A 22,200-nucleotide genomic window follows, 5' to 3' on the forward strand; every position below is an offset into this window, starting at 1 on the left:
AATCCGGCGCTGCCAGAGGCAGCGCCGGATCAGAAGTGTGCGCTGCGCGGGCTTAGTTGAACACCATCCCGCCGTCGACCACTATCGACTGGCCGGTGATGTAGTTGGAGTCGGGGCCGGCCAGGAACGACACGACTCCGGCGACCTCGGCCGTTTCAGACAGGCGGTCGAGGGCGATGCCCTTGGTGAACTGTTCCCAGCCCCACGCTTCGGGCTTGTCGTTGTCGGTCGCCAGCTTCTTGGCCAGGTTCTCCATGAGCGGCGTCTTCACGATGCCGGGGGCGAAGGTGTTCACGGTGATGCCGAACGGGGCGAGGTCCCGAGCGGCCGTCTGGGACAGACCGCGAATGGCGAACTTGGTCGACGAGTACAACGCGAGGCCGGGGTTGCCGATGTGGCCGGCCTGGGATGCGGCACTGATGATCTTTCCGCCGTGGCCGAGCTCCTTGAACGCCTTGGTGGCCGCCTGGATGCCCCACACCGTGCCGTTGAAGTTGATGGAGAAGATCGTGGCGATGCTCTCTTCGGTGATCTCCTCGATGGGAGAGGTCGGGGCGATGCCGGCGTTGTTGACGATCACGTCGAAGCCGCCGAGTTCGGTTACGGCCTGGTCGACCGCGGCGAACACGCTATCCCGGTCGGCGACGTTGACGTGCACCGCGATCGCTCCGCCGGCCTTGCCGCCCAGCGATTCAGCGACCATGGCGGCGGTCTCGAGGTTCAGGTCGGCAATGGCCACCTTGAAGCCGTCAGCGTGCAGCCGCTCCGCGACCGTCCGCCCGATTCCCTGTCCGCCACCGGTGATGAGGGCGACTTTCCTATTTTCTGTGCGTGCCATGGCTGTGTTTCCGATCTTCTTGTTCGTTGGTGTGGTTGGCGCCGAGCAGGGTGAGTCCCTGAAATCAGGCCAGGATGGTCCACGGATTCTCGATCAGGCGGGTAAGCGTCTGCAGGAACTGTGCGGCCAGCGCCCCGTCGATGATCCGGTGGTCCGCGGAGAGGGTGTACCGCATCCGGTGCCGGGGCAGGATCTCGTCCCCCACGACAACAGCCTCGCGGGCCATGCCGCCCACGGCCAGGATCGCCCCTTCGGGCGGGTTGATGATGGCGGTGAACTGGTCGACGCCGAACATGCCGAGGTTGCTGATCGTGAAGGTGCCACCCGACATCTGCGCCGGCGTGAGCTTCTTGGCGTTGGCCAGCGCGACCAGCGCCTTGGCCTCGGTGCCGAGCTGGCTGACCGTCTTCTGGTCCGCATCCTCGATCACCGGAACCACCAGGCCTGCGGACCCGGCGACGGCCACACCCACGTTGACGCGGTGGTGCACGAGCATCTCGCCGCTCGCGTCGTCGATGTATGAGGCGTTCACCAGTGGATGCTCCCGCAGCGCCAGCGCGCTCGCCCGGATCAGCAGGTCGTTGATGCTGACCTTCGGCCGCCCGGCCGCGACCAGTTGGGCGTTGAGATCGGTGCGCAGCAGTACAAGGTTCTCGGCGTCCGCGGTCGCGGTGACATAGAAGTGCGGGATGGTGCGGGCACTCTCCCCGAGCCGGCGGGCGATGATCCGACGCATGCTGCTCAGCGGCACCGTCTCCGAGCCACGTTTGTCGTCGCCGGTGGCGGCGGGGGCGGCGGCCTCTCGCACCGCTGCGGCGACGGTGGGGACGGTGTCGGGCTCGAGGGCGAGCAGGCCGTCAGTGTCTGCACGGATGATCCGACCGCCCGGGCCGGTGCCGCGCACTTGGCTCAGGTCGAGGTGGTGCTCGCGGGCGAGCTTGCGCACGAGCGGGGAGGCGAAAAGTCGAGCGCCGTCCTCGGTGGCCGGAGCCGCGGCATCCGTCGCCGGCACGGCCGCGACAGTCGAAGCCGAGTCAGCAGGCAGCGCGTCAGCAGGCAGCGCGGCTGCGGGAGCAACCGCGGGCTCAGGCGCGACGGTCGGCTTACCATCGTCGAGAAGCGCGATAGGGGCGCCGATCGCGACCTGCTCCCCCTCGGGCACAAGCTGCTTGGACAACGTGCCGGCGTCGTAGGCCTCGTACTCCATGGTGGCCTTGTCGGTCTCGATCTCCACGAGTACGTCGCCCACCTCGACCCGGTCGCCGGGCTTCTTGTGCCACACCGCGATCGCGCCTTCGGTCATGGTGTCGGAGAGACGCGGCATTGTGATTTCGATCATGACTTGTTCCCTATCGGGTAGCGGCGGCGGCCGACGGCGTCGAGGGTCTGCCGGATGGCGCCGATGACGTCGTCCGCAGACGGCAACGCGGCAGTCTCCAGTGGTTTTGAGTACGGCATCGGCACCTCGGCCATGGCGACCCGGCGAACCGGGGCGTCCAGATAGTCGAAGGCGCCGTCGGAGATGGTCGCGGCGATTTCGGCGCCGATCCCGTAGGTGAGCCAGTCGTCCTCAAGGATGACGGCGGCGTGGGTCTTCTTCACGGACTCCACCACGGTGTCGCGGTCCAGCGGGCGCAGGCTCCGCAGGTCGATGACCTCGATGTCGAGCCCGTCGGACTCGGCGAGTTGTTCGGCGACCTGGGCGGCCACGTACGCCATCCGCGAGTAGCCGATCAGGGTGATGTCGCTGCCGCGCCGGGTGACGGCGGCCTTGCCCATCTCGGCCGGGATGTCTTCGTCGGGCACCTCGCCCTTGGTGTTGTAGAGCGACAGGTTCTCCAGGAAGAGCACCGGGTCGTCGTCGCGGATGGCCGCGAGCATCATCGCCTTGGCGTCGGCGGGGGTGCTGGGGGCGACGACCTTCATTCCGGGCACGAAGGCGTAAAAGAGTTCGATGTTCTGCGAGTGCGTGGCACCGAGTTGTTGGCCACCGCCGCCGGGGGTGCGGATGACGAGGGGCACGCGCGCCTGCCCGCCGAACATCCCATAGATCTTGGCGGCATGGTTCACGATCTGGTCGAGCGCGAGCAGGCTGAAGTTGATCGTCATGATCTCCACGACCGGGCGGAGGCCCAGCATCGCAGCACCGATCGCGGCACCGGTGAAGCCCTCCTCGGCGATCGCGGTGTCGCGCACCCGCTTCTCGCCGAACTCATCAAGCAGCCCGGCGGTGATTTTGTAGGCGCCGTCGAAGAGGCCGATCTCCTCGCCCATCAGGAACACGTCGGCGTCGCGGTGCATCTCGGATCGCAACGTGTCGTGCAGTGCCTGCCGATAGGTCATGATGCTCATCGGGTGACCTCCTGTTCCGGGAATGGTGCCGGCTCGAAGAGGGGCTGCCCGGGCAACCTGTGGGAGTCGTTGGCGACGGGTGTGGCGTACGTGTAGTCGAACAGGGTCGACACGTCGGGGAACGGGCTCGCCTCGGCGAAGACCGCGGCCGCGGTGGCTTGCTCGATGGCGTCGTCGTTGATGGCGGTGATCTCCTGCTCGGTCAGCAGGCCGTCATCGACCATTTGGGCGGCAAAGGTGACGAGCGGGTCGCGCTCCTTGGTGAGCGCGATCTCCTCGGCGCCCCGGTACTTGCCGGGGTCGACCACAGAGTGCCCGCGCAGCCGTTCGGTCATGACCTCGAGCAGGAACGGCTCACCGCCCCGCGCCGTCGCCGCGGCTCTCTGCGCCGCCTCAAATACGAGCACCGGGTCGAGCCCGTCTACACGCTCGGACGCCATCCGGTACGACGATGCTCGCTTGTAGAGTTCGGGCTCTGCCGAGGACTTGTCAACCGTCGTCGCCATCCCCAGCCGATTGTTGATCACGACGTAGACGATGGGGAGGTTCCAGAGCGCTGCGATGTTGAGCCATTCGTGGAAGGCGCCGATGTTCGTGGTGCCATCGCCCATGGTGCACATGACGATTTCGTCCAGGCCTCGGTAGTCGATGGCGAGGGCTGCTCCGGTGGCCAGTGGAATCTGGCCGCCGACGATTCCGTACCCACCGAGCATTCGCTTTTCGAGGTCGAACATGTGCATCGAGCCGCCCCAGCCCTTGGAGACGCCGTCGGAGCGGCCGAAGAGCTCGGCCATCACGCGGTTGGGGTCGATGCCTCGTGTCAACGCGTAGCCGTGTTCGCGGTAGTTGGTAAAGAGGTAATCGGTGGGGCGCAGGGCCGCCATCAGGCCGACGACGGCGGCCTCTTCGCCGAGGTTGAGGTGGCAGTAGCCGCCGATCAATGCCTGGGTGTATGCCCGGGCCGCTCGCTCTTCGAAGCGACGGATGAACACCATCTGCCGGTAGAAGTCGACGGCACGCTCCCCGGCGGCGCAGTTGGTCGGACCGGGGTGGTCCGCCACCGCGGTGGGGGTGGCGCCTTGGTTGGCACCGGGCTTCGGGGGTGCCACGGTAGTTCGCTGTCGAGTAGACATAGCGGAACTCCCTTCTCGGCCTTCGTGAGGTCGCGGTTGAGGAGTCGGATTAAATTAATGATACGACGCCGTATCATTCTATAACGACGAGTACCTTGGATGTATAGCGTCATCGACAACCGAAAGGCGAACAGTGGAATCCGCGCACTCAGAACCGCTCGAACGAAAGCGTGGTCGCCCCACCGAGGCCGGGCGCATCGAACGGCAAGAGCAGATCCTCGACGCCGCGCTGTCGAATTTTCTCGAGTACGGCTTCGGCAATGCCACTGTGGACCGGATCGCTGCCGATGCCCGGGTGACCAAGCGAACCATCTACAGTTACTTCGGCAACAAGGACGGTGTCTTCACCGAGATGCAGCGCCGCCTCGCCGACACCGTCAGTGGCGACACTCAAAACCCGGACACTTTGGAATCCCTGGCCGCCCGAATCGTTTTCGGCCTGCACTCCGCCCAGATGATCGGGCTGCACAGGCTCGTGATCGCCGAGTCGCTGCGATTTCCCGATCTGGCCCGCACGCTGCACGACAACGGCGATATGCGGCACGTCGCCCGGCTCGCCGAGCACATCGACGCCGAACGCGGATGGGGCGCCACCGACCGCGCCGAGACGCTCTACGCGCTGCTGCTGGGCGAGGATTACCGCCGGCGGCTTCTTGGGCTGATCGAGCCGATCACGGCGGATGCCGCCGCGGGCCACGCCTACTCTGCCCTGAAGCACCTCGGCCTCACCGACGTACAAGTTAGGTAGACCATGAGTATTCGAATCAAGCGCATCTACGACGACGCGGCCGACGACGACGGTTTCCGCGTACTAGTCGATAGGCTCTGGCCGCGCGGCGTAACGAAGGAGCGTGCCCGGCTGGATGCCTGGCTCAAGGAGGTCGCCCCCTCCCCAGAACTGCGCACCTGGTGGAACCACGATCCGGAGCGAATCGGCGAATTCGCCGTTCGCTATCGTGCCGAACTCGACGATGACCCGGAGACGATGCGGGCCGTGACCGCGCTGCGCGAGCTAGCCGCGCATGCCACCGGACCCACGACCCTGCTCTATGGCGCCAAGGACCCCGTGGTTAATCACGCTCGAGTTTTGGCCGACTACCTCGGGGATAAATAGCCATTCTCTTTCCACCTAATGTGTGAACCCCAGGCGTGGGAGCGGATGCCGGTCATAGGGTGGCGCCATAACGCACAGCCTTCCGCAACGCCGTAAGCTCCTCACCGCACCACCGGGACGTCGGTCTCTCGCCCTGCAGAACCCCCGGGTGCAGAGTGTCTCGGCTGGCGCCGGCAGGCTGGCCGATATCTCGGCGCCGAGCTCGTCATTCGCCCAGCCGCGCGAGGGGTTGCCAATGGATCCGGCCGAGCACCCGGCTCAGTTCAGTCGAAACCCTCCGACATGTTGCATTCAGCCGCAACTTGGCTATGTGGGTTTTGAGCAGTCTCGATAGGGCCTGCCTCCTAGTCCAGTCCTTTGGGAAAGCTAGGTCAGTTGCCGACGACACCGAGCTCGTAGGCGCGGATGACCGCGTCGACTCGGTTTCGGAGGTCGAGTTTGGCGAGTACTCGGCCGACGTTCGCCTTGACCGTCGACTCACTCAAGTACAGCTTCGCAGCGATCTCGCTGTTGGTCTCGCCGCCTGCGATGAGCATGAAGATCTCGCGTTCGCGAGCGGTCAGTTCGGATAGTACCTCGTCGGCGTTGATGGCGTGCCGGGTGAGGAAGTGGGGGGCGGCGACCTGGATGAGCTTCGCGGTGATGCGGGGTGATACGACGGCATCGCCGGTGTGGACGGCGCGGACCGCGGTGACGAGCTCGTCTGGGCGGGTGTCTTTCAAAAGGAAGCCGGCTGCGCCAGCGTCGAGGGCGCCGAAAGCGTACTCGTCGAGATCGTAGGTGGTGATGGCAAGTACACGAGTATGGGGATGGAGCCCTGTGATGCGTCTGGTCGCCTCGATGCCGCCGACTCCTGGCATTCGGATGTCCATCAGCACGACGTCGGGACGCAGCCGGTCGGCTGCGCCGACTGCCTGCAGGCCGTCGGATGCTTCGCCGACGACGGTTATCCCTTGGCGGGCTTCGAGCATCAGTCTGAAGCCGTATCGCACGAGTTCCTGGTCGTCGACAAGTAAGACGCGTATGGAATTCACGGTTGAGGGTCCCCTCGTCGTAGTCGCGCGAAAACTCGCCAGCCGCCGTCTTCGTGAGGTCCGGCCTCGATGGTTCCAGCGTAAAGGGTGGCCCTCTCCCGCATTCCGAGGATGCCACGTCCGTCGTGCGCGTGTGCGGGCGGATGGAGGAGTGGTCCTGTGTCGCGGACGAGGATGGTCACCTCCGTCACCGTCCAGGCGACCGTCACTGTTGCGGATCTAGTCTGCTGGGCGTGGCGGAGCACGTTGGTCAGCGACTCCTGCACGATCCGGTACACGGCGAGGCCGAGGCCGGGGTCGTGGGAATGGGCTCCTGTGACTGTAAGACGCACGGGGAGGCCGGTTGCCAGAAACTCGGCCGCCAGTGAGGGGAGGTTGGATGCGTCCGGTTGTGGCGCATGTTCCCGTGCGGTGCCGCGGCTGTCGCCTCGGACGCCGCCCAGTAGTCGGCGTACTTCCCCGAGGGTGCGGCGGCCGGTCTCGGCGACACGCGCCATGGCGACCTTTGCCTCGGCGGGACGCTCGTCAGCTGCTGCATGGGCGCCGGCGGATACGGCGATCATGACGGAGAGGCTGTGCGCGATCACGTCGTGCATTTCTCGCGCGATCCGTTCGCGTTCGAGGGCTCCTGCGATCTTCACCCGCTGGTCCCGTTCACGCGCCAGCCTGTCCGCTCGGTCGATGAGCTCGCCAATATGGCGTCGCCGGTATCCCACGTTTGTTCCCAGCAGCGCCGCGATCAGCAGGACTGCGGCGAGGACGACGTAGGCGTTCGCCCAGTTCAGTAGCGCGTCGCTGGCGAGGGTGCGCGGTGCCAGTCCGAGGATCGGGGGCCCGATGGTTCCGCGGACCGAAAGGGCCAGGGCGCCGAGGGCGCCACTAGCCATCGAGATGCCGAAACGAGTCCAGGCGACCCTTCCTCTGCTGTCAACACCCGCGGTGTACACCGCGATCACAGCAAGCATCGATTCGGCCCCCGACCCGACTGCCAAAGAAAGCAAGGACAGCACTGTTGCAGCGGCGAAGAACAGTGGCGGATACCGATGGCGCGCCTCTAGTGCCCCGAGGCCGCCGATCGCCAGCGCGACCATCGGCCACAGAGGTGTGGAGTGCGGGGGCTCGAGGGAGAGAGCCGCGAGACCGACAGCAACACCCGCAAACATCGCCATGATCAGGGCGTCCACGATCCGGGGCCAACGGGGGCGAACCGGCTTCTGCGTGCTGCGATCGCGCGGCGCCTGGGTTAGCGAGCCGCGCGATCCGGACTGAGCGCGGATCAGGCGTCCTTACGACGCAACTGGATGGCTCCCATGACAACGAAGATACCGGCCCATGTGGCCGCAACCATCCACCCCGCGCCCGAGCTGACATATCCGTCCGCGAGGTCCAGGAATACTCCTCCGGCATCGGGCGGTCCAGACATGGCATCGCCTGCCTTCGACATAGAAAGGAGATGGAGGTTCCTGACCAGCGGTGATGCAGGCAGGACCGACAAGACGATCGGCAGCAACAGGATTATCGAGATCACGGTTGCGACTGAGGCAGCGACTGAGCGCAGTACGGTGCCGATCCCCAATCCGAGGACACCGGCGAGTCCGACGTAGACGGATCCGCCCACAAGTGCCGACAACACACCGGGAGCGGTCACGCCGATCTCGATCCCGAAAGCTGCGAACATCGGATACGTCACTGCCCACGAGCCGAACATTGCCACGAGGGCCGCGGCGGTCGCCGTGACAAACAGCACGATCGCTTTTGCGGCAAGGATAGTGACTCTGGCGGGAACAGCGATGAGCGTCGATTGGATTGTCCCGCTCGAGTACTCCCCGCTGATGACTAGCACCCCGAGCACCCCGGCGATTAGTTGCCCGAACAGCACGGTCCCGACGGTGACCTGGTCCAGCATGAATGCCACTGAGGGTTCGTCCGGCAATCCGGCGCCTTCTGCGGTGACTCCCAGCACGACGCTGATTGCGAGCCCGCACGCGATGATCGCTAGCAGGAGGCCGACGGTCGAGCGCAGACTGGTGAGCTTGATGAATTCTGATCGGAGGACTCCGGCGAAACGAAGTCGGTCGTGGGCCGGGATCCCGGTCGTACGCCGGTTTTCAAGTACGTTCATTCGTGTGCTCCTGTGTTGGCGGTGTCGGATGATCGGTATTCGACTTCCCCAGCGGTGAGAGCTATGTACGCATCCTCCAGCGAACCCGACACCGATGCCACCTCGTAGAGGACGAGCCCGGAGGCAGCTGCGGCGATGGCGACCTGTTCGGCGGTCAGTCCGATGATCTCAATTGCCCCGTCGGCCAGCATCGTCGCGATAATGTCGGGTCCAGTAATGGCCGCCACCAGTCGTTCCGACTCCGGAGTGCGCACGCGGGTTACGGAACGGGTGGCACTGGAGATGACGTTGCCGATGGTGTCGTCTGCCAGGATCCTGCCTCGCCCAATCACGATGAGCCGGTCGGCGGTCTGGGCCATTTCGCTCATCAGGTGCGACGAGAGCAGCACTGTGCGGCCCTCAGCGGCGAGTTTGCGCATCAGGGTCCTCACCCATCGGACGCCCTCCGGGTCCAGGCCGTTCACCGGTTCGTCGAGGATGATCGTAGCTGGATCGCCGAGGAGGGCGGTGGCGATTCCTAGCCGTTGGCCCATCCCGAGCGAGAACCCCCCGACTCGTCTGCCGGCCACAGAGTCCAGTCCCGCGAGCCCGATGACCTCGCGCACTCGGGATACGCCGATTCCGTGTGTCGCTGCGATTGACAGGAGATGCTTGTAGGCAGATCGCCCGCCGTTGGCGGCCTTCGCATCCAGCAGCACGCCGACCTCTCGCAGCGGGGCCTGGTGCTCTCGGTAGAGGCGCCCGTTTACTTCGACCCTGCCGGCGGTCGGCCGATCGAGGCCGACGATCATCCTCATGGTCGTGGACTTGCCTGCCCCGTTCGGCCCTAGGAATCCCGTCACCTGGCCCGGTTGTACGGTGAAGTCGATTGCGTCGACTGCGACCTTGTTCCCGTAGCGCTTGACGAGCGCCTCTGCTCTGATCATGTTCGTTTCTTTCGCATAGGGACGACGCTAGGCGCGGTCGGCTACCTGCACTGAGGACTTTGGGCCAGCCATCGCGCAGTACCCGGTACCTAGGTACTGGATGAATGCCGCGGGATGGGTTCGCCTTGGCATTGCGGTGATACTCGGCGGCCCACCTCAACCGAGTAATGCTCGGAGCTGGAAACATCGCCGCAACGTTGAAGCAGTCTCATTCGCACGGGCACGGAGGTCTGCATAGAACTCCCGAAGTAGGCACTTATTCAGAGGAAACGTCGGTGGGACTACGCCGAAACAGAACGGCCGGGAAAGTGGACATCAAAAACACTCACTAGATCGCTAGACACTGAGCCGTCGCCGAACAAGGAAACGCCGTGACTAACCTGGCGGCCACTGTGTCTGATCGGTGTAAGTCTCAGCCGCGCGATGTGGTCTTGGAAGGCCAGAACGTGCAGATAGCCGGCGGCCGCCTCATCGACCGGCGTGCTGGCACCGCGACTGACCGCAGAAAACGTTACCTCCAGGCGGCGCGGCAGCGTACCCGAGACGACTACGACCTTGCGACCGGTGGTTGCAAGTACTTGGGCGGCAATGCGGACGAGGCTGAACTTTCTGGGGAGTGAGAGAACGGCACGAGCAAGAACAATTTGTTCACTTCTACTCCTGCCACCGGTCTCGGGGACCGCGCTCCATGACATCGGAAGCGTATCAATGTTCATACCGCCCAATGCATGGCTGAACGCATGCGCGATAGCTGGAGTATCGCTCGCCAGCTCAGTGAAGGCTTGAACCTTACCTTCTGAGTTTTCTGGAACCTTGACGTCGATGACGACGCCTATCCAGTGCAGTTCTTCGGCTCGAGTTCTATGAGCGGTATATTCCGTGGCATCGAATTTCGCGACCTTTTCGGCGACTTGAAGATAGAAGTCTTCTAGCTGCCGATTGAACGCCACGTTCTCACGCCACCGATCGAACGAGAACGCAGACGTAGTAGGAAGTTCCGAGACTGGAACGCGCGCGCGCCTCAGCAGGTCGACGAGTGATCCGTGTTGAAGCTGCATCGGGGCGTAGTACCGGTACCCGGACCGTTTATCGATGAAGGCTGGAGTCACGATTTTGCGTTCTGAGTAGAGTCGGAGCGCTTTCGCGGATAAGCCCGTCATCGCTTGAAACTCACTTGCGGTTAGCGAATTGTCCATAGTGGTCCTGTCAGTCATCCCTTGCGGCCAATAACCACCTTGGGCGTCGCCCTTGGGGCAAGGTCAAGCGGCGCGCCGCAGCCCTACGCATAATCGGACTGGCCGGTGGGTACAAAAATCTACAGCTTTCCGCGGGGCGGTTGGTCTGCGGCCTGGCTGCTGGCGAGAAATCGTCGAAGAGAGTGGGAGTATCGATACGCGCGAACCGACTCTGCTTGGCCTCCTCGGTGATCTGGGGTCCACCAGACGGCGGCCCGGCTGCTGTCCTGGGCAACGAGAGAACACCGCGCGGCCGCCATCCTGGATGGGTGCCTTCGCTGTTGTGCAGAATCAACGGCCGCTTGCGAGCGCATAGGCGCAATCAGGGTTGTCTCGCCTGGTTCACGATCCCTTCGGCAACATCGCGTAGCTGTTTGTCGGTCATTCGCGCCCGGGCCCGCAGAAGGCTGAAAGCTTCTTCCATTGCCACACCATGACGTTGAGCAAGGACACCCTTGGCCTGCTCGATCAGAACCCGCCCCTCCAGGATTCCCTGCAATTGTTCTCGCAATGTTCCATGATCTTGGAGCCTTCGGTACTGCTCGATGCTGTTGGTCGCGAAGCTGGCCAAGGCCTCCGCCAAGGCCTCGTCTCGGTGACTCAACGCACCAGGCAGCGTCGAAAACAGATTGAGCCCGCCGATGATGTCCCCTCCGGCTCGCAGTGGGACGGCGTGAGCGGCGCGGAATCCGCGTGCCGCAGCGATGGTTGAGAATGCCGGCCACTTTCCGCTCGTTCTTTCAATATCTGGCGCCTCAACTGTGCGACCCGTTCGAACCGCCTCAACACTCGGACCCTCCTCGAAGCCCAGCTGCGCCTCTTCAATCGCACTGGACCGCTCGCTAGTGGAAGCGGCCACGTGAAACTTACCCGTCCGATCAGCCAGCAGGATTCCGGCCTCACTCGCGGACGTGAACGTAGTACTCCCCTGAACAAGGAGATCCAACGAGTCGAGAACGTCGTGACCAGAATTCAACGTGTCCGCAAGTGCCACGAAGAACTGCACGAAGCCTTTCTCGTCAACTGGGGCGTGCATCTCTCCACGGTACTCGCATGCCGTCACGCTGAGCTGAAGGTGAAGGTATTTCCCACAAGTAGCGACTTCTGAAACCTAACGACCTCGCCAAGAACGAGTCACACACGACATGAAACCAGACCTTGAGCAAGGGGCACTCCATGCACCAAAGGGTCTTCCGGATGCGGCGGGCCCTACAATCCGAGGCACGTCGCGTGCACATCAAGCTGAGGCCGAGCTGCTCGAGCTCCGGCGCTCCCCTCATCGACATACAAGTCACATCCCGCCGAACGCCTGCCGCCAGGATCTCGACGTCACAATTTGGGAGCGTCGGAAGCGCCAGACTCCGCGCGAGTACCCGTTGGAGGTCCCGCTTGCGGGACGGCCTCGTGGGAGCATTGTGAAATGTCTATGTTCGACCTTCGTCCGCTACCGGCCGGACAAGTGGAACTACACGACGCGCGACGCCAGCGCCGTTGGGTTGTCCAATTGGATCCATTCGAGATTGGGGACCTTGGGCTGCGTTTGGCGCGGGGTGCCTTCGGCAATGCGCTGTCAGCTCAAGGCTGGTCTGCAGAGGTCGATTCTGAACGGGGAAAGACCACTGGCATGCTGCCATCGGGGTGGACGCCTCGGCGGCACTAACGCTGACCAGCACAGACCGGTTAGTGGATACTGCCGTGAGAGTTCGCAGGACGTTCCTCCTTCGGGCAACCCTGAGACCTAGTCGCCGCACAGCTCGCCGTTGCATCCGAGTCATATTGAGGTGTCTCGTAACCTCAGTGTGTCAAAACACATGGGATACGCGACAGAGTCGCGAGGAATGACCGTTGGCAGGTGTCCCTTGGCAGTTGCTTCTAGCCATCAGAGCGGGCCGCGTCCTATCGTCAACGAGTGAGCGATGATTCGCGGGTCATTGATCCAGTTACGCAGGTTGAACTACTGGTGCCCGCCTACGGCACTCCAGAAAGAGCAATTTGACGGGCCGCTCTAAAAAGAGACGGACTTCTGCGGGCGATTCGGTTCTATCCCCATTGGCCGCATCCATGTCCGTTATGGGACGAAAGCGGTGACGTTTCCGCGGATGATCTCGGGCTAAGCGATGCACTTCGGGAAGACTTACGCCGCTGGGTCGACGAGTGGGATATGACGTACCGGTATGACACCGGCTGGCCGAGTGTCGCTGCGCGGGATGTGTGGATGCGCGGGGCGATCACCCGGATCGTGCGCAACTAGGCGTCTGTTTTTCAGACGAGCGCGCCCTTTCATCTTGGTCGACCATTCAGCGGCACTATGACAAGCTGTCCCCGAGACCGACGATACGAAACCAATCGGACGATCCTCGCATGCAGCATCGACCGAGGCAGGCTACGCCGTCGTCGGCGAGCCACGGGGTGCGCGCTGCGCCCCACTGGAGCCCCCGCGGGTGAAGTCTTCGGCTGTTTTCTCTCTAAATCACGAGGATGACGTGTTTGCCGAAAACGGTCACTACTGGGACGGAGCAGTGCACGATGTACGTCTCAAGTGCGGCACTGATAAATGGGGCTACAAGCACATTCGCGCAGGCAAAGAAGCTCTCTGGCAGTAGACCCTAAACGAAGCGAGAGCCACCGGACGGGTCTTTCAATCTCAGGGGATCGAATCGTGGGATGATCTCATGGCCGCTACCGCTGGCGTCGCGATTACTTGGCCCGAAATAACGTTCAATAACGCTATCAGCAACAAGAAATGCGGCGTCGCGGACGCTTACTTCATAGACAGCCAAACTGGCGCGACACTCTACGTTTTTCAAGTTATGGCCTCGTGGGCAACGGACAGTGACAAGTTGATAAATTCGTTCCCGTCCACGTCCCTAACCTGCTGAGGGTCCCTGAGAGGCGTCCTCCAAGGCGCCTCTCAGAGGTCGCAGGGAGAAAGCTCCCACCCTGCCGATTCGTAAAGCTATGTCTGGAACCCTCGATGTTCGGCTCGAACATCGGCGAAATCCCAGACCTCTTGCTGCACACGATAAACGAGGTCGTCACCGACGCTCATCCAAGCTTCGCCTGTAGCGGCGGTCGGCCAACCCGTGTCATAGCGAAACGTCGCATTCCATTTTTCGAACCAGCGTCGTAGGTCTTCTTGAAGGCTCTCACTCAAACCAAGGTCCTCAGCCGAGACCTCACCTTTCTCACCCCAAAACGGCCAAAGATGTGGCCAGTCAGGATAAAACCGAATTGTCCTGATGAGGCCTTCCCTCGCCAATGCGGCTCGGCGAATCGCTCGTTCCGGCGTGCCATAGACAGGGACCACCAGTTCGACCTGGGTAACCGGATCAACGACCCTCAAATCATCGCTCACCCGCCCAGCCTATGACGCCACCACAAGCACCTAGCCGCCGAGTCGAAACACGAACCGCATTTTCATGTGCCGGGTATGACACCAACCGAATGGCGCCCTGAACAGGGTTACGACAAGTAGGAGGAATTCTCCGCACGGTCTTAGCAGGTCGAGTGGACAGCGTGGCCTGCGCGCGAAGCCTGGTGATTGTGACCGGGTTGGGACGGTGACCGTGACTACCCACGTACGCCTCGATCAACCGGTCGGTCTCGGCATCTATGTGTCGCGACCTCGCTGAGAACTCGGAGACGAGCACCTCGGGAACGGAGCTGATTGCCCACGCTGGGTGTCGGTCTCTGCCTCGATCGCGCGTTTCCCACCTCACACCAATCGAGCGCGTAAGGGCGTCCGCGAACAGGGTCTCGTGCAATTCGGATAGGGACACGACAGCCGCATGCATTGGTCGACCGTCGAGGGAACGCCACCGCCCATCCAGTGCGGCCTGCACCTTGTTGCTGATGACGACGTGCGTGTGTAGGTGCGGATCGCCAGCCCTGCTGTCGAAGTGATCGAAGGCCGTCGCGATCAAGCCGCTCACATCCACCTGAGCGACAGCGCTATCGCGGACCGCGACACCAGTCCGCGTGGCGGCAACCTCGCGCTCCATGTACGCGACAACCTCGGCAACCGCCGCATGATGCGCATCCACGATCTTCGCTTGGGTGGTTGCGTCTGCGATACCCCAGAGGATGCTCGCCGACTTGGGGATGGAGAACGTGAAGTCATAGCCGGCGACCGCGCGCCGCCGACGAGCTGCCCGATCACTACCCGCCGACAGCTCGTCAGAGTCGACCGAGGACCGATAGACGGGATACGCGCGCCCCAAGGGCGCACCATTGACCGGATCCCGCCCCATCCCGATCAATAGCTGTAGTTGCGTCTCTGTGACCTCAGAGCCATTGACTATGCGTCCTATGCCGAGGCTCGGGACACCGCTGCCCATCCACCGCCCTGGCGGGGTGCCCTTCGCGCTGTAGTACCTGGTCAGTGACGTTGACAACGACCGATCCCCGTCGCCAGCAGCGACGGTGCGCAACAAGTACTTGTAGCCATCGCCGGCGCTCATAACCCGCATCGACACCGTCACCGCGCACTCCTCCGCTATTGCGTAGGAGGTGTGCCGCCTCGATCTGCAAGAGGCGTGGCAATTCGAATCTAGGGTTGGAGGCAGGCTTCGAGGCAGTCACGAGGATGACGTTTCGTAGGCAGGCTGACGTCGCGAGGCTGACGTCGCGCGACGGCGCGACCACACACGTTGACGCGCGTTCGCCAACGGTGCCAGCAGTTCTGTGTCACTCATGATCCGCTGTGCTTGGTCATCACTCGTGTGAAGCGGATTGGTGGATGTTCCACGTGGTAATGGCGGTGCTGTGTGCAATTCGGTCGATTGTGGCGCTCCATCCGTCTCGGGTGCCACCTTCGATGAGGTTGCGCACCTCCTCATCCGCCAATTGGTCGGAGAAGGTGACTGTGAGTTCGAGGTGTGCGCCTTCCACGTCGTCGCGCAGGGTGACGGTCACGATGGGTGCTTCGTGTTCGTGATCTCCTGCGAGCTCTGGCCAACCGCCGGTCGCTCCCCACCGAAAAACCAGTCGTTCGTCCGGAACCACTTCGAGGTAGACCCCGCCGGTGGGGTATTGGAGATCGTCATTGACCACCATTTGTTGTCGCCATATACCGCCGACTTTGAGGTCGACTTGGATGGGTGTCGTGGGAGTGGGCATAGAGGGGTTATAGAACCAGTCGAGGTGTTCCGGTTTCGTCCATGCATCGAAGATGACACTGCGCGGTGCCGGAAGTGTGCGACTCAGGGTGAAGCTCCGTTCAGCGGGTGCGTGGGTCATCGTCATCCTTTTTCCTTGTCGAAGTGTCAGTTTCTGGCAGAGCCAGCTTCGCCGTGACGCTGTGTCGCATTGCTGCGGCCGCCTCGCGGAGCAACTGCTGCCGATCGAGGTCTGATGTTGCACGTTGGGCGGCGAACCCGAATGCGGTAGCGGCCTCGACATGGCGCCCCGCCCGAACGAGCATGTCGGCGCGGGCCGCCGGCAGGAGATGCGAGGTGGAGAGCCGCGGATCAGCGTCAAGGTCTTCGAGAATCGCAAGGGCCGCTTCGGGGCCGGTCGCCATCCCGACTGCAATGGCACGGCTCACGGCGACGACCGGCGAGGGCGACATCGTGACGAGCACGTCGTAGAGGTGCACGATCTGCCGCCAATCGGTCGCGCCGGGGGACGGCGCTCGCGCATGACAGGCCGCTATTTCGGCCTGGATCCGATAGAACCCTCGCTTGTTTACCGGCGTCAGCGGCGCGAGAAGCTTCAGGGCTTCGTCGATCGACTGCCGGTCCCAGCGCGATCGATCCTGATTCTCCAGCGTGAGTTGCTGGCCGTCCTTGTCACGGCGCGCGGCACGGCGCGATGACTGGAGCAGCATGAGCGAGAGAAGGCAGCGTGCCTCGTCGGTGGAGGGCGCGAAACGCACCACGTTGCGTGTCATCCGGATCGCGGCATCCGCAAGGTCGGTTCGGCTCGCATCGCTGTAGCCCTGGTTGAAGAGCAGGTAGAGCACCGCGAGTACTCCCTCGAGGCGTTCCGGGAGCAGATCAGCCGTCGGAATCCGGTAGGGGATGCCCGCGTTGGTGATCTTCTGGCGCGCTCGCACGAGACGTCTGGCCATGGTGGATTCCTGAACAAAGAAGGCGGATGCGATCTCGCCGGTCGTGAGTCCGGCGACTGCCCGCAGGGTCAATGCGACCCGGTTCGGCAGTGCGAGGGCCGGGTGGCAGCAGGTGAACAACAGCCGCAGCTGCTCGTCAGGCAGCGTTGTTTCATCGATCTCGGGAAACTCATCGACCTGCACTGCGAGATCGGCAATGTCACGGAGCTTTTCGCGCTCGACGATGATGCGTCGAAGGCGGTCACGTGCCTTGTTGCGGGCAACGGTATACAGCCAGGCGGCCGGGCGGTCCGGCACGCCGTCGGACCGCCAGGCCACCAGCGCGGAGGCGAACGCGTCCTGCACACAGTCTTCAGCCACAGCCCAGTCGCCGGTCATGCTGACAAGACCGCCGACCAGCCCGCCCCACTCTGCACGGTGCAGGTCATCGAGGACCGCACCCAGCGGAGTTGACGTCAATCGAACGGCCAGACTGGGCGCAGCTCAAGTCGACCGAATCGAGCCATCGGATGCTTCGACGCCACTTCGATCGCCTCGTCGAGATCCGCGCATTCGAGCACGTCGTATCCGGCGATCCACTCCTTCGACTCGGTGAACGGCCCGTCGGTCACCAGTAGTTCGCCGTTACGCACGCGAACCGTTGTGGCATCCTCGACCGGCCGAAGCCGGTTGCCGTCGACCCACACGCCGCGCTCTCCGACCTCCTTGCCCCAGTCTTCAATCCGGTCGTCCTCAGCGGAATACGGGTCGCCCTCGGGGTCCGTTGCCACAAACATCACGTATCGCATCTGTTCTCCTTTTGTTTGACGGTACAGAGAGATGACGTTCGAGTTCGAGTGAATTCGACACACAGGGCAAAGTTTTTTGTTCGAGTGCGAGCGCCGCCTCACTCCGGGGCGTTCTCGATAGTTCCGGATAGGGTGGCTCCGCGGCATGACGTGATGTCGCGTGCAGTGCGTGGCCACAGCGTCGATCCCCGCTCCCCCGAGCACGTGACGCAATTGCAGGCGCACGTTCGCCGTTGTCAGCGGGGTACCGTCCCGGGACTGGAACAGCAATTCGTCCAGGCCCAGACTCCCGACCTCGGCTAGCCGCCGGCGAAGTGCGTCAGCGGTGAAGGTGTGCAGCGCAACGACACGACGGGACTTGGCGGTCTCGAGTGATCTTGGCCATTCGAATGCGAGATCGACCTTGTCGCTGGGGCAAGCATTTCTGGTCAAGCTGATGTTGGCGATCAGCTTGACGGTGATCGGGTCGAAACGGCATCGGTCTAGTCATCCCCTTGTTGGCTACCCAATGCAGGGTCAACGCTTACACGCGCTACAGGCAGGTCCACCTACATGTACTGAGAATTTCAAGATCTAGCAGCACGAGATCCCTATGCTGTGTCCGCCCACAGGAGCAGCCTGGACTTGAGTGCCGCTCGCCAGCGCAGGGAATTCGAGTTCCAGCTCATCGTGTGATCTGCACTAAATGCCTCAAGCTCGACGATGTCGGGTCGCCGTTTGCTGAGCCGACTCGCGACTTCAAACGGCGATGAAGTGTCGAGCGTGCCGAAGCAGTCGCTCATAGTTGCTGACGCTGAGTGCACGGCCGGTCTTGGTGGGGAAGGCGTCCGGGTCGGGTTCAGCCAGAGCCATTCGGCGGCGCACCGCCGCTGCTGCCATCGATGGCAGAGCGATGCTGCGCCGCTGTCTGGAGCGCTTTGGAGAGTCTTTCCGGTGGATCCCTTGCGCCTTGGTGCTGACGATGGTGCCGTTGACGACGAGGGTCGGCGGCAGGGTTGTCATGTCGACGTCGCAGCGAGCGTTGAACGTCGCGCACCGGGTTGCTACGCATCGCGTCGTCGCGTACGGCGTACCCGCAGACGAGGCTCAACACCGCGCGGGCGTGGCGTGCTTTCGGGATGGATTCTTCCTCCAAGATTTTTTGCAGGATGCGATCGCAACGACCGACGGCGAGCCGGTCAAGCCGCACTCCCCCACATCGCGGCAAGATCACCAAGCGTGCGGTGGTCTCATATGACTCGTAGGTCGAGTACGTGAGGCTGCCGGTCTTGGCGCGGGTGAGAATCTGGGGCAACCACGCCTGAACTGCCTGGGCGACAGTGCTTGACGGTGCGAGACCGCCAGAGCTCCCAGTTGAGAGGGCCATGGCCTGTCGGCGGACCTCGGCGCGAGCGAGTTCCTCGGTTTCTTCCGTTGCGGCGAGGCGATGGAACGCGCCGCCGTCATCACGGGTCGATGCGCCAGCCCGATAACGGCCACTGGCGAGGCGCTTGACGTCGATCTTGCCCAGTTCACCGGCGGGGAGCTGCGGCTTACCCATGTCGGTGTTCCTGCACCCAAGCGAGCACGTCTTGTACGTCGTAGCGCACGTGCCGGCCTAGCTTGAGGTACGGCGGGCCTGTGTGGGTCAGGCGCCAGTCTTCCAGCGTGCGCTCCGGCAACCTGAGGAGCTCGGCGACCTCGTGCTGGGTAAGGAACGTCGCGGTGATCTGCTTTGTCGCGTCCATACCCAGAAGGTGTGTGGGCGCTACCGTGATCTGCCCGCGTGGGCCCGGACAGACCCGTACTTGTCCGGACCGTGCGACGTTCCAGTACTCGTAAATGGAGTATCTGGTGTCGTATCTGGTGATTCGACCCGTTTCGGGCCTGGTCGGGAGGAGGGGCGATGGGCTGTTTCGCCGCGGAATCCTGCGCCTGTTACTGCTGGGGTACCTGGACTCGAACCAAGAACAAATGAACCAGAATCATCCGTGTTGCCAATTACACCATACCCCAATGGCGATGTCCGAGGACCGCGCCGAAAAGTAACTCTATCCCACTCCGGGGCGACCAGCCAAATTGAGCGGAGGGTGTGTCGCGAGCGGGCCGAGAAGCTCGCGGTTAATGGCCACCGCGGCGCGGGCTCCCTCGCCGGCCGAGACGAGCAGCTGCTCGGGGCCGGGCGGGGTGGTGTCGCCAGCGGCGTACAGTCCGGGCACCGAGGTGCGCCCCTGGGGGTCGACGACGAGCAGGCCGGCGGCATCCGTGGCCGGGTTCAATGTACCCGCGAAGGTGGCGGCGGCCTCATACCTGGGGCGCACAAAACCGCCCTCCCTGGCCACGAACTCCCCGTCGGCGACCTGGACGCCGGTCATGGCCCCGCGCTCCCCCACCACGTCGGTGAGCGGTCGCCGGTCGACGCGGACGCCGCGGGCGGCAAGCCCGGCCTCGTCGGCCTCGGTGACCTGGCCGACACCGTTGGTGAAGACGATCAGATCGTGGGTCCACTGCGAGATGAGCAGGGCGTGTTCGGCGAGGTCGCCGGTCTCGCCGATCAGGGCGAGGGCACGGTCAGCTTCCTCGTAGCCGTCGCAGGCGATGCAGCTGTGCAGATTGGTGCCGTACCAGGCGCGGATGCTCGGCAGCGCCGGCAGCGTCTCGGCCAGGCCGGTGGCGATGAGCACGGTGCGGGCGGTGACCACGCGGTTCTTCTCACCGCGCATGCCCTTGGTGGACACGGTGAACCGGGCGGCGCCGGCGCCAGGCCGTTGCTCGACAGAGCGCACCAGGCCCATGTGGAACTCGGCGGCCGGGTAGGCCTCATACTCCTCGCGGCCGATGCGGCGCAGCTCCAGCGGCGGCACACCGTCGCGGGTGATGAAGCCGTGGGAGCGCAGGGTGGCGGAGTGCCGCGGCCGGTTGCTGTCGATCATCAGGGTGCGCCGGCGGGCGCGCACGAGGCTGAGGCCCGCGGCCAGCCCGGCCGGGCCGGCACCGATGATGACGACGTCATAGGGCGCCTCAGTGGTGCCGGCAGCGGAATCGCTGCCGGCACCGACGCTCAGTGAAGCATCCGGGCTCATGACACCAGGGTCGCCGAGAGCCGATCCAGGCGAGCCAGCGAGTCGGCGCGGCCGAGGATCTCCATCGACTCGAACAGCGGCGGCGAGATCTTGCGGCCCGAGACGGCGACGCGCAGGGGGCCGAACGCCACCCGCGGCTTGAGGCCGAGGCCCTCGATCAGCGTGGCGGTGAGGGTGCTGTGCACAAGCTCGTGGGTCCAGTCCGCTTCAGGAATGTCGCGGAGCGCTGCCGTGGAGGCGGCGAGGATCTCGCCGGCGTTCTGCGGAAGCGACTTGAGCGCATCCGGCTGGTGCTCGAGCTTGTCGGCGCTCTCGAAGAGGAAACCGAGCATGTCCGGCGTTTCTCCGAGCAGGGCGATGCGCTCCTGCACGAGCGGGGCGGCGGCGGTGAGGATGGCCTGCTCGGTGTCGCTGAGCGGCTCCGTCAGCACGCCGGCGTTCACCAGGTAGGGCACCACGCGCGCGGCGAAGTCGGCCGGCTCAAGCAGGCGGATGTGGTCACCGTTGAGCGATTCGGCCTTCTTGAGGTCGAAGCGGGCGGGGTTGGGGTTCACGTCGACGACGTCGAACGCGGCGATCATCTCCTCGATGGAGAACACGTCGCGGTCGTGGGTGAGCGACCAGCCCAGCAGGGACAGGTAGTTCACCAGGCCCTCGGGGATGAAGCCGCGTTCGCGGTGCAGGAACAGGTTCGATTCCGGGTCGCGCTTGGAGAGCTTCTTGTTCTTGTCGCCCATCACGTACGGGAGGTGGCCGAAGCGCGGCACGAAGGTGGTGAGGCCGATGTCGATCAGCGCGTGGTACAGCGCGATCTGGCGGGGCGTGGAGGAGAGCAGGTCTTCGCCGCGCAGCACGTGGGTGACGCCCATCAGCGCGTCGTCGACGGGGTTCACGAACGGATAGAGCGGGTGACCGTTGGGCCGCACCACGACGAAGTCGCTGAACGAGCCGGCCGGGAAGGTGATCTCGCCGCGCACCAGGTCGTCGAAGGAGAGCTCGGTGTCGGGCACCTTGAGGCGGAGCGCGGGCTCGCGGCCCTCGGCGCGGAAGGCGGCCTTCTGCTCCTCGGTGAGGTCGCGCTCGTAGTTGTCGTAGCCGAGCTTGGCGTCGCGGCCCAGCTTGATGTTGCGCTCGGCGATCTCCTCGCCGGTGGCGAAGCTCTCGTAGATGTGGCCGGACTCGATCAGCTTGTTGATCACGTCGCGGTAGATGTCATAGCGCTGGGACTGGCGGTACGGCTCGTGCGGTCCGCCGGCCTCCACACCCTCGTCCCAGTCCAGGCGCAGCCAGCGCATGGCGTCAAGGAGTTGGGTGAAGCTCTCCTCGCTGTCGCGGGCGGCGTCGGTGTCCTCCACGCGGAAGATGAACTTACCCCCGTTGTGCCGGGCATAGGCCCAGTTGAACAGGGCCGTGCGGATCAGGCCGACGTGCGGCGTTCCGGTGGGCGAGGGGCAGAACCGCACGCGCACATCAGTGCCGGTTGCGGTCGAGAACGGGTGCGCTGTTGTAGTAGACATACGGGAGTC

At 63.9% G+C, this 22,200-nt stretch carries 20 protein-coding genes, 1 tRNA gene and 1 pseudogene; 2 read left to right on the forward strand and 20 right to left on the reverse strand.

Annotation, left to right across the window (positions count from 1 at the left end):
• Positions 1-52: 52 nt before the first annotated feature.
• The 4 genes from CXY76_RS18050 to pdhA form a co-directional block, all read right to left on the reverse strand.
• On the reverse strand, positions 53-838 hold the full coding sequence (locus tag CXY76_RS18050) for a (S)-acetoin forming diacetyl reductase (protein WP_104166936.1): 786 nt from the start codon (positions 836-838) through the stop codon (positions 53-55).
• Positions 839-902: 64 nt separating this feature from the next.
• The gene (locus tag CXY76_RS18055; protein WP_199190355.1) at positions 903-2,177 is read right to left on the reverse strand and encodes a dihydrolipoamide acetyltransferase family protein; all 1,275 of its coding nucleotides are present in this window, start codon (positions 2,175-2,177) and stop codon (positions 903-905) included.
• Positions 2,174-3,190 carry an alpha-ketoacid dehydrogenase subunit beta gene (locus CXY76_RS18060; RefSeq protein WP_104166938.1) on the reverse strand — a complete coding sequence of 339 codons (1,017 nt, stop codon included), beginning with the start codon at positions 3,188-3,190 and terminating at the stop codon, positions 2,174-2,176. Before CXY76_RS18060 ends, CXY76_RS18055 begins: the two co-directional genes overlap by 4 nt.
• Positions 3,187-4,299, reverse strand: a complete 1,113-nt coding sequence (pdhA, locus tag CXY76_RS18065; RefSeq protein WP_233200004.1) for a pyruvate dehydrogenase (acetyl-transferring) E1 component subunit alpha — start codon at positions 4,297-4,299, stop codon at positions 3,187-3,189. The genes CXY76_RS18060 and pdhA overlap by 4 nt, the downstream gene beginning before the upstream one ends.
• A 157-nt stretch (positions 4,300-4,456) precedes the next feature.
• Here pdhA and CXY76_RS18070 point away from each other — a divergent pair, with 157 nt between their 5' ends.
• Both CXY76_RS18070 and CXY76_RS18075 read left to right on the forward strand, forming a co-directional pair.
• Positions 4,457-5,071: a TetR/AcrR family transcriptional regulator gene (locus CXY76_RS18070; protein ID WP_104166942.1), complete on the forward strand. Its 615-nt coding sequence runs from the start codon at positions 4,457-4,459 to the stop codon at positions 5,069-5,071.
• Positions 5,072-5,074: 3 nt separating this feature from the next.
• A complete protein-coding gene (locus CXY76_RS18075; RefSeq protein WP_104166944.1) occupies positions 5,075-5,437 on the forward strand; it encodes a DUF488 domain-containing protein in 363 nt (120 codons plus the stop codon).
• Positions 5,438-5,808: 371 nt separating this feature from the next.
• On the opposite strand, the gene CXY76_RS18080 is transcribed toward CXY76_RS18075, so the two are convergent.
• The 16 genes and pseudogenes from CXY76_RS18080 to gltX all read right to left on the reverse strand — a co-directional run bounded on the left by CXY76_RS18080 (position 5,809) and on the right by gltX (position 22,191).
• Positions 5,809-6,408, reverse strand: a complete 600-nt coding sequence (locus CXY76_RS18080) for a response regulator transcription factor (protein WP_233200074.1) — start codon at positions 6,406-6,408, stop codon at positions 5,809-5,811.
• Between the two features lie 59 nt (positions 6,409-6,467).
• The gene (locus CXY76_RS18085; protein ID WP_199190356.1) at positions 6,468-7,655 is read right to left on the reverse strand and encodes a sensor histidine kinase; all 1,188 of its coding nucleotides are present in this window, start codon (positions 7,653-7,655) and stop codon (positions 6,468-6,470) included.
• A gap of 92 nt (positions 7,656-7,747) precedes the next feature.
• Positions 7,748-8,593, reverse strand: a complete 846-nt coding sequence (locus tag CXY76_RS18090; RefSeq protein ID WP_104166949.1) for an ABC transporter permease — start codon at positions 8,591-8,593, stop codon at positions 7,748-7,750.
• On the reverse strand, positions 8,590-9,519 hold the full coding sequence (locus tag CXY76_RS18095; protein ID WP_104166951.1) for an ABC transporter ATP-binding protein: 930 nt from the start codon (positions 9,517-9,519) through the stop codon (positions 8,590-8,592). Before CXY76_RS18095 ends, CXY76_RS18090 begins: the two co-directional genes overlap by 4 nt.
• A gap of 281 nt (positions 9,520-9,800) precedes the next feature.
• On the reverse strand, positions 9,801-10,715 hold the full coding sequence (locus tag CXY76_RS19320) for a hypothetical protein (protein WP_146073498.1): 915 nt from the start codon (positions 10,713-10,715) through the stop codon (positions 9,801-9,803).
• Positions 10,716-11,076: 361 nt separating this feature from the next.
• Complete coding sequence (locus CXY76_RS18105; protein ID WP_104166955.1) at positions 11,077-11,790, reverse strand: GAF and ANTAR domain-containing protein; 714 nt, start codon at positions 11,788-11,790, stop codon at positions 11,077-11,079.
• Positions 11,791-13,710: 1,920 nt separating this feature from the next.
• Positions 13,711-14,109, reverse strand: coding sequence for a hypothetical protein (locus CXY76_RS19325; RefSeq protein ID WP_146073499.1), 399 nt, complete (start codon positions 14,107-14,109; stop codon positions 13,711-13,713).
• A 124-nt stretch (positions 14,110-14,233) separates the two neighbouring features.
• A pseudogene (gene mobF / locus CXY76_RS18115) lies at positions 14,234-15,223 on the reverse strand (MobF family relaxase); the annotation flags it as partial.
• Between the two features lie 244 nt (positions 15,224-15,467).
• Positions 15,468-15,992 (reverse strand): SRPBCC domain-containing protein, encoded by a 525-nt coding sequence (locus CXY76_RS18120; protein WP_158253941.1) that lies wholly within the window; start codon positions 15,990-15,992, stop codon positions 15,468-15,470.
• Positions 15,973-17,283, reverse strand: a complete 1,311-nt coding sequence (locus CXY76_RS18125; protein WP_233200006.1) for an RNA polymerase sigma factor — start codon at positions 17,281-17,283, stop codon at positions 15,973-15,975. Before CXY76_RS18125 ends, CXY76_RS18120 begins: the two co-directional genes overlap by 20 nt.
• Entirely contained in the window at positions 17,280-17,612 is a 333-nt protein-coding gene (locus CXY76_RS18130) for a YciI family protein (RefSeq protein ID WP_104166961.1), read from the reverse strand. The genes CXY76_RS18125 and CXY76_RS18130 overlap by 4 nt, the downstream gene beginning before the upstream one ends.
• 838 nt (positions 17,613-18,450) lie before the next feature.
• On the reverse strand, positions 18,451-19,152 hold the full coding sequence (locus CXY76_RS19330; RefSeq protein WP_146073500.1) for a hypothetical protein: 702 nt from the start codon (positions 19,150-19,152) through the stop codon (positions 18,451-18,453).
• Entirely contained in the window at positions 19,145-19,339 is a 195-nt protein-coding gene (locus CXY76_RS18140; RefSeq protein WP_104166965.1) for an AlpA family transcriptional regulator, read from the reverse strand. Before CXY76_RS18140 ends, CXY76_RS19330 begins: the two co-directional genes overlap by 8 nt.
• 196 nt (positions 19,340-19,535) lie before the next feature.
• Positions 19,536-19,607 (reverse strand) — tRNA-Gln (locus tag CXY76_RS18145).
• 35 nt (positions 19,608-19,642) lie between these two features.
• On the reverse strand, positions 19,643-20,674 hold the full coding sequence (locus tag CXY76_RS18150) for an NAD(P)/FAD-dependent oxidoreductase (protein WP_104166967.1): 1,032 nt from the start codon (positions 20,672-20,674) through the stop codon (positions 19,643-19,645).
• Entirely contained in the window at positions 20,671-22,191 is a 1,521-nt protein-coding gene (gene gltX / locus CXY76_RS18155) for a glutamate--tRNA ligase (RefSeq protein WP_104166969.1), read from the reverse strand. The genes CXY76_RS18150 and gltX overlap by 4 nt, the downstream gene beginning before the upstream one ends.
• Positions 22,192-22,200 lie beyond the last annotated feature (9 nt).

The organism is Cryobacterium sp. N22, from assembly GCF_002929555.1.
Lineage (GTDB): Bacteria > Actinomycetota > Actinomycetes > Actinomycetales > Microbacteriaceae > Cryobacterium.

Excerpts from the sequence above, each read along its gene's own strand:
- CXY76_RS18050 (WP_104166936.1), bottom strand. The coding sequence starts at position 838 with ATGGCACGCACAGAAAATAGGAAAGTCGCCCTCATCACCGGTGGCGGA.
- CXY76_RS18055 (WP_199190355.1), bottom strand. The coding sequence starts at position 2,177 with ATGATCGAAATCACAATGCCGCGTCTCTCCGACACCATGACCGAAGGC.
- CXY76_RS18060 (WP_104166938.1), bottom strand. The coding sequence starts at position 3,190 with ATGAGCATCATGACCTATCGGCAGGCACTGCACGACACGTTGCGATCC.
- CXY76_RS18075 (WP_104166944.1), top strand. The coding sequence starts at position 5,075 with ATGAGTATTCGAATCAAGCGCATCTACGACGACGCGGCCGACGACGAC.
- CXY76_RS18080 (WP_233200074.1), bottom strand. The coding sequence starts at position 6,408 with ATGCTCGAAGCCCGCCAAGGGATAACCGTCGTCGGCGAAGCATCCGAC.
- CXY76_RS18090 (WP_104166949.1), bottom strand. The coding sequence starts at position 8,593 with ATGAACGTACTTGAAAACCGGCGTACGACCGGGATCCCGGCCCACGAC.
- CXY76_RS18095 (WP_104166951.1), bottom strand. The coding sequence starts at position 9,519 with ATGATCAGAGCAGAGGCGCTCGTCAAGCGCTACGGGAACAAGGTCGCA.
- CXY76_RS19320 (WP_146073498.1), bottom strand. The coding sequence starts at position 10,715 with ATGGACAATTCGCTAACCGCAAGTGAGTTTCAAGCGATGACGGGCTTA.
- CXY76_RS18105 (WP_104166955.1), bottom strand. The coding sequence starts at position 11,790 with ATGCACGCCCCAGTTGACGAGAAAGGCTTCGTGCAGTTCTTCGTGGCA.
- CXY76_RS18120 (WP_158253941.1), bottom strand. The coding sequence starts at position 15,992 with ATGACCCACGCACCCGCTGAACGGAGCTTCACCCTGAGTCGCACACTT.
- CXY76_RS18130 (WP_104166961.1), bottom strand. The coding sequence starts at position 17,612 with ATGCGATACGTGATGTTTGTGGCAACGGACCCCGAGGGCGACCCGTAT.
- CXY76_RS19330 (WP_146073500.1), bottom strand. The coding sequence starts at position 19,152 with ATGGGTAAGCCGCAGCTCCCCGCCGGTGAACTGGGCAAGATCGACGTC.
- CXY76_RS18140 (WP_104166965.1), bottom strand. The coding sequence starts at position 19,339 with ATGGACGCGACAAAGCAGATCACCGCGACGTTCCTTACCCAGCACGAG.
- CXY76_RS18150 (WP_104166967.1), bottom strand. The coding sequence starts at position 20,674 with ATGAGCCCGGATGCTTCACTGAGCGTCGGTGCCGGCAGCGATTCCGCT.
- gltX (WP_104166969.1), bottom strand. The coding sequence starts at position 22,191 with ATGTCTACTACAACAGCGCACCCGTTCTCGACCGCAACCGGCACTGAT.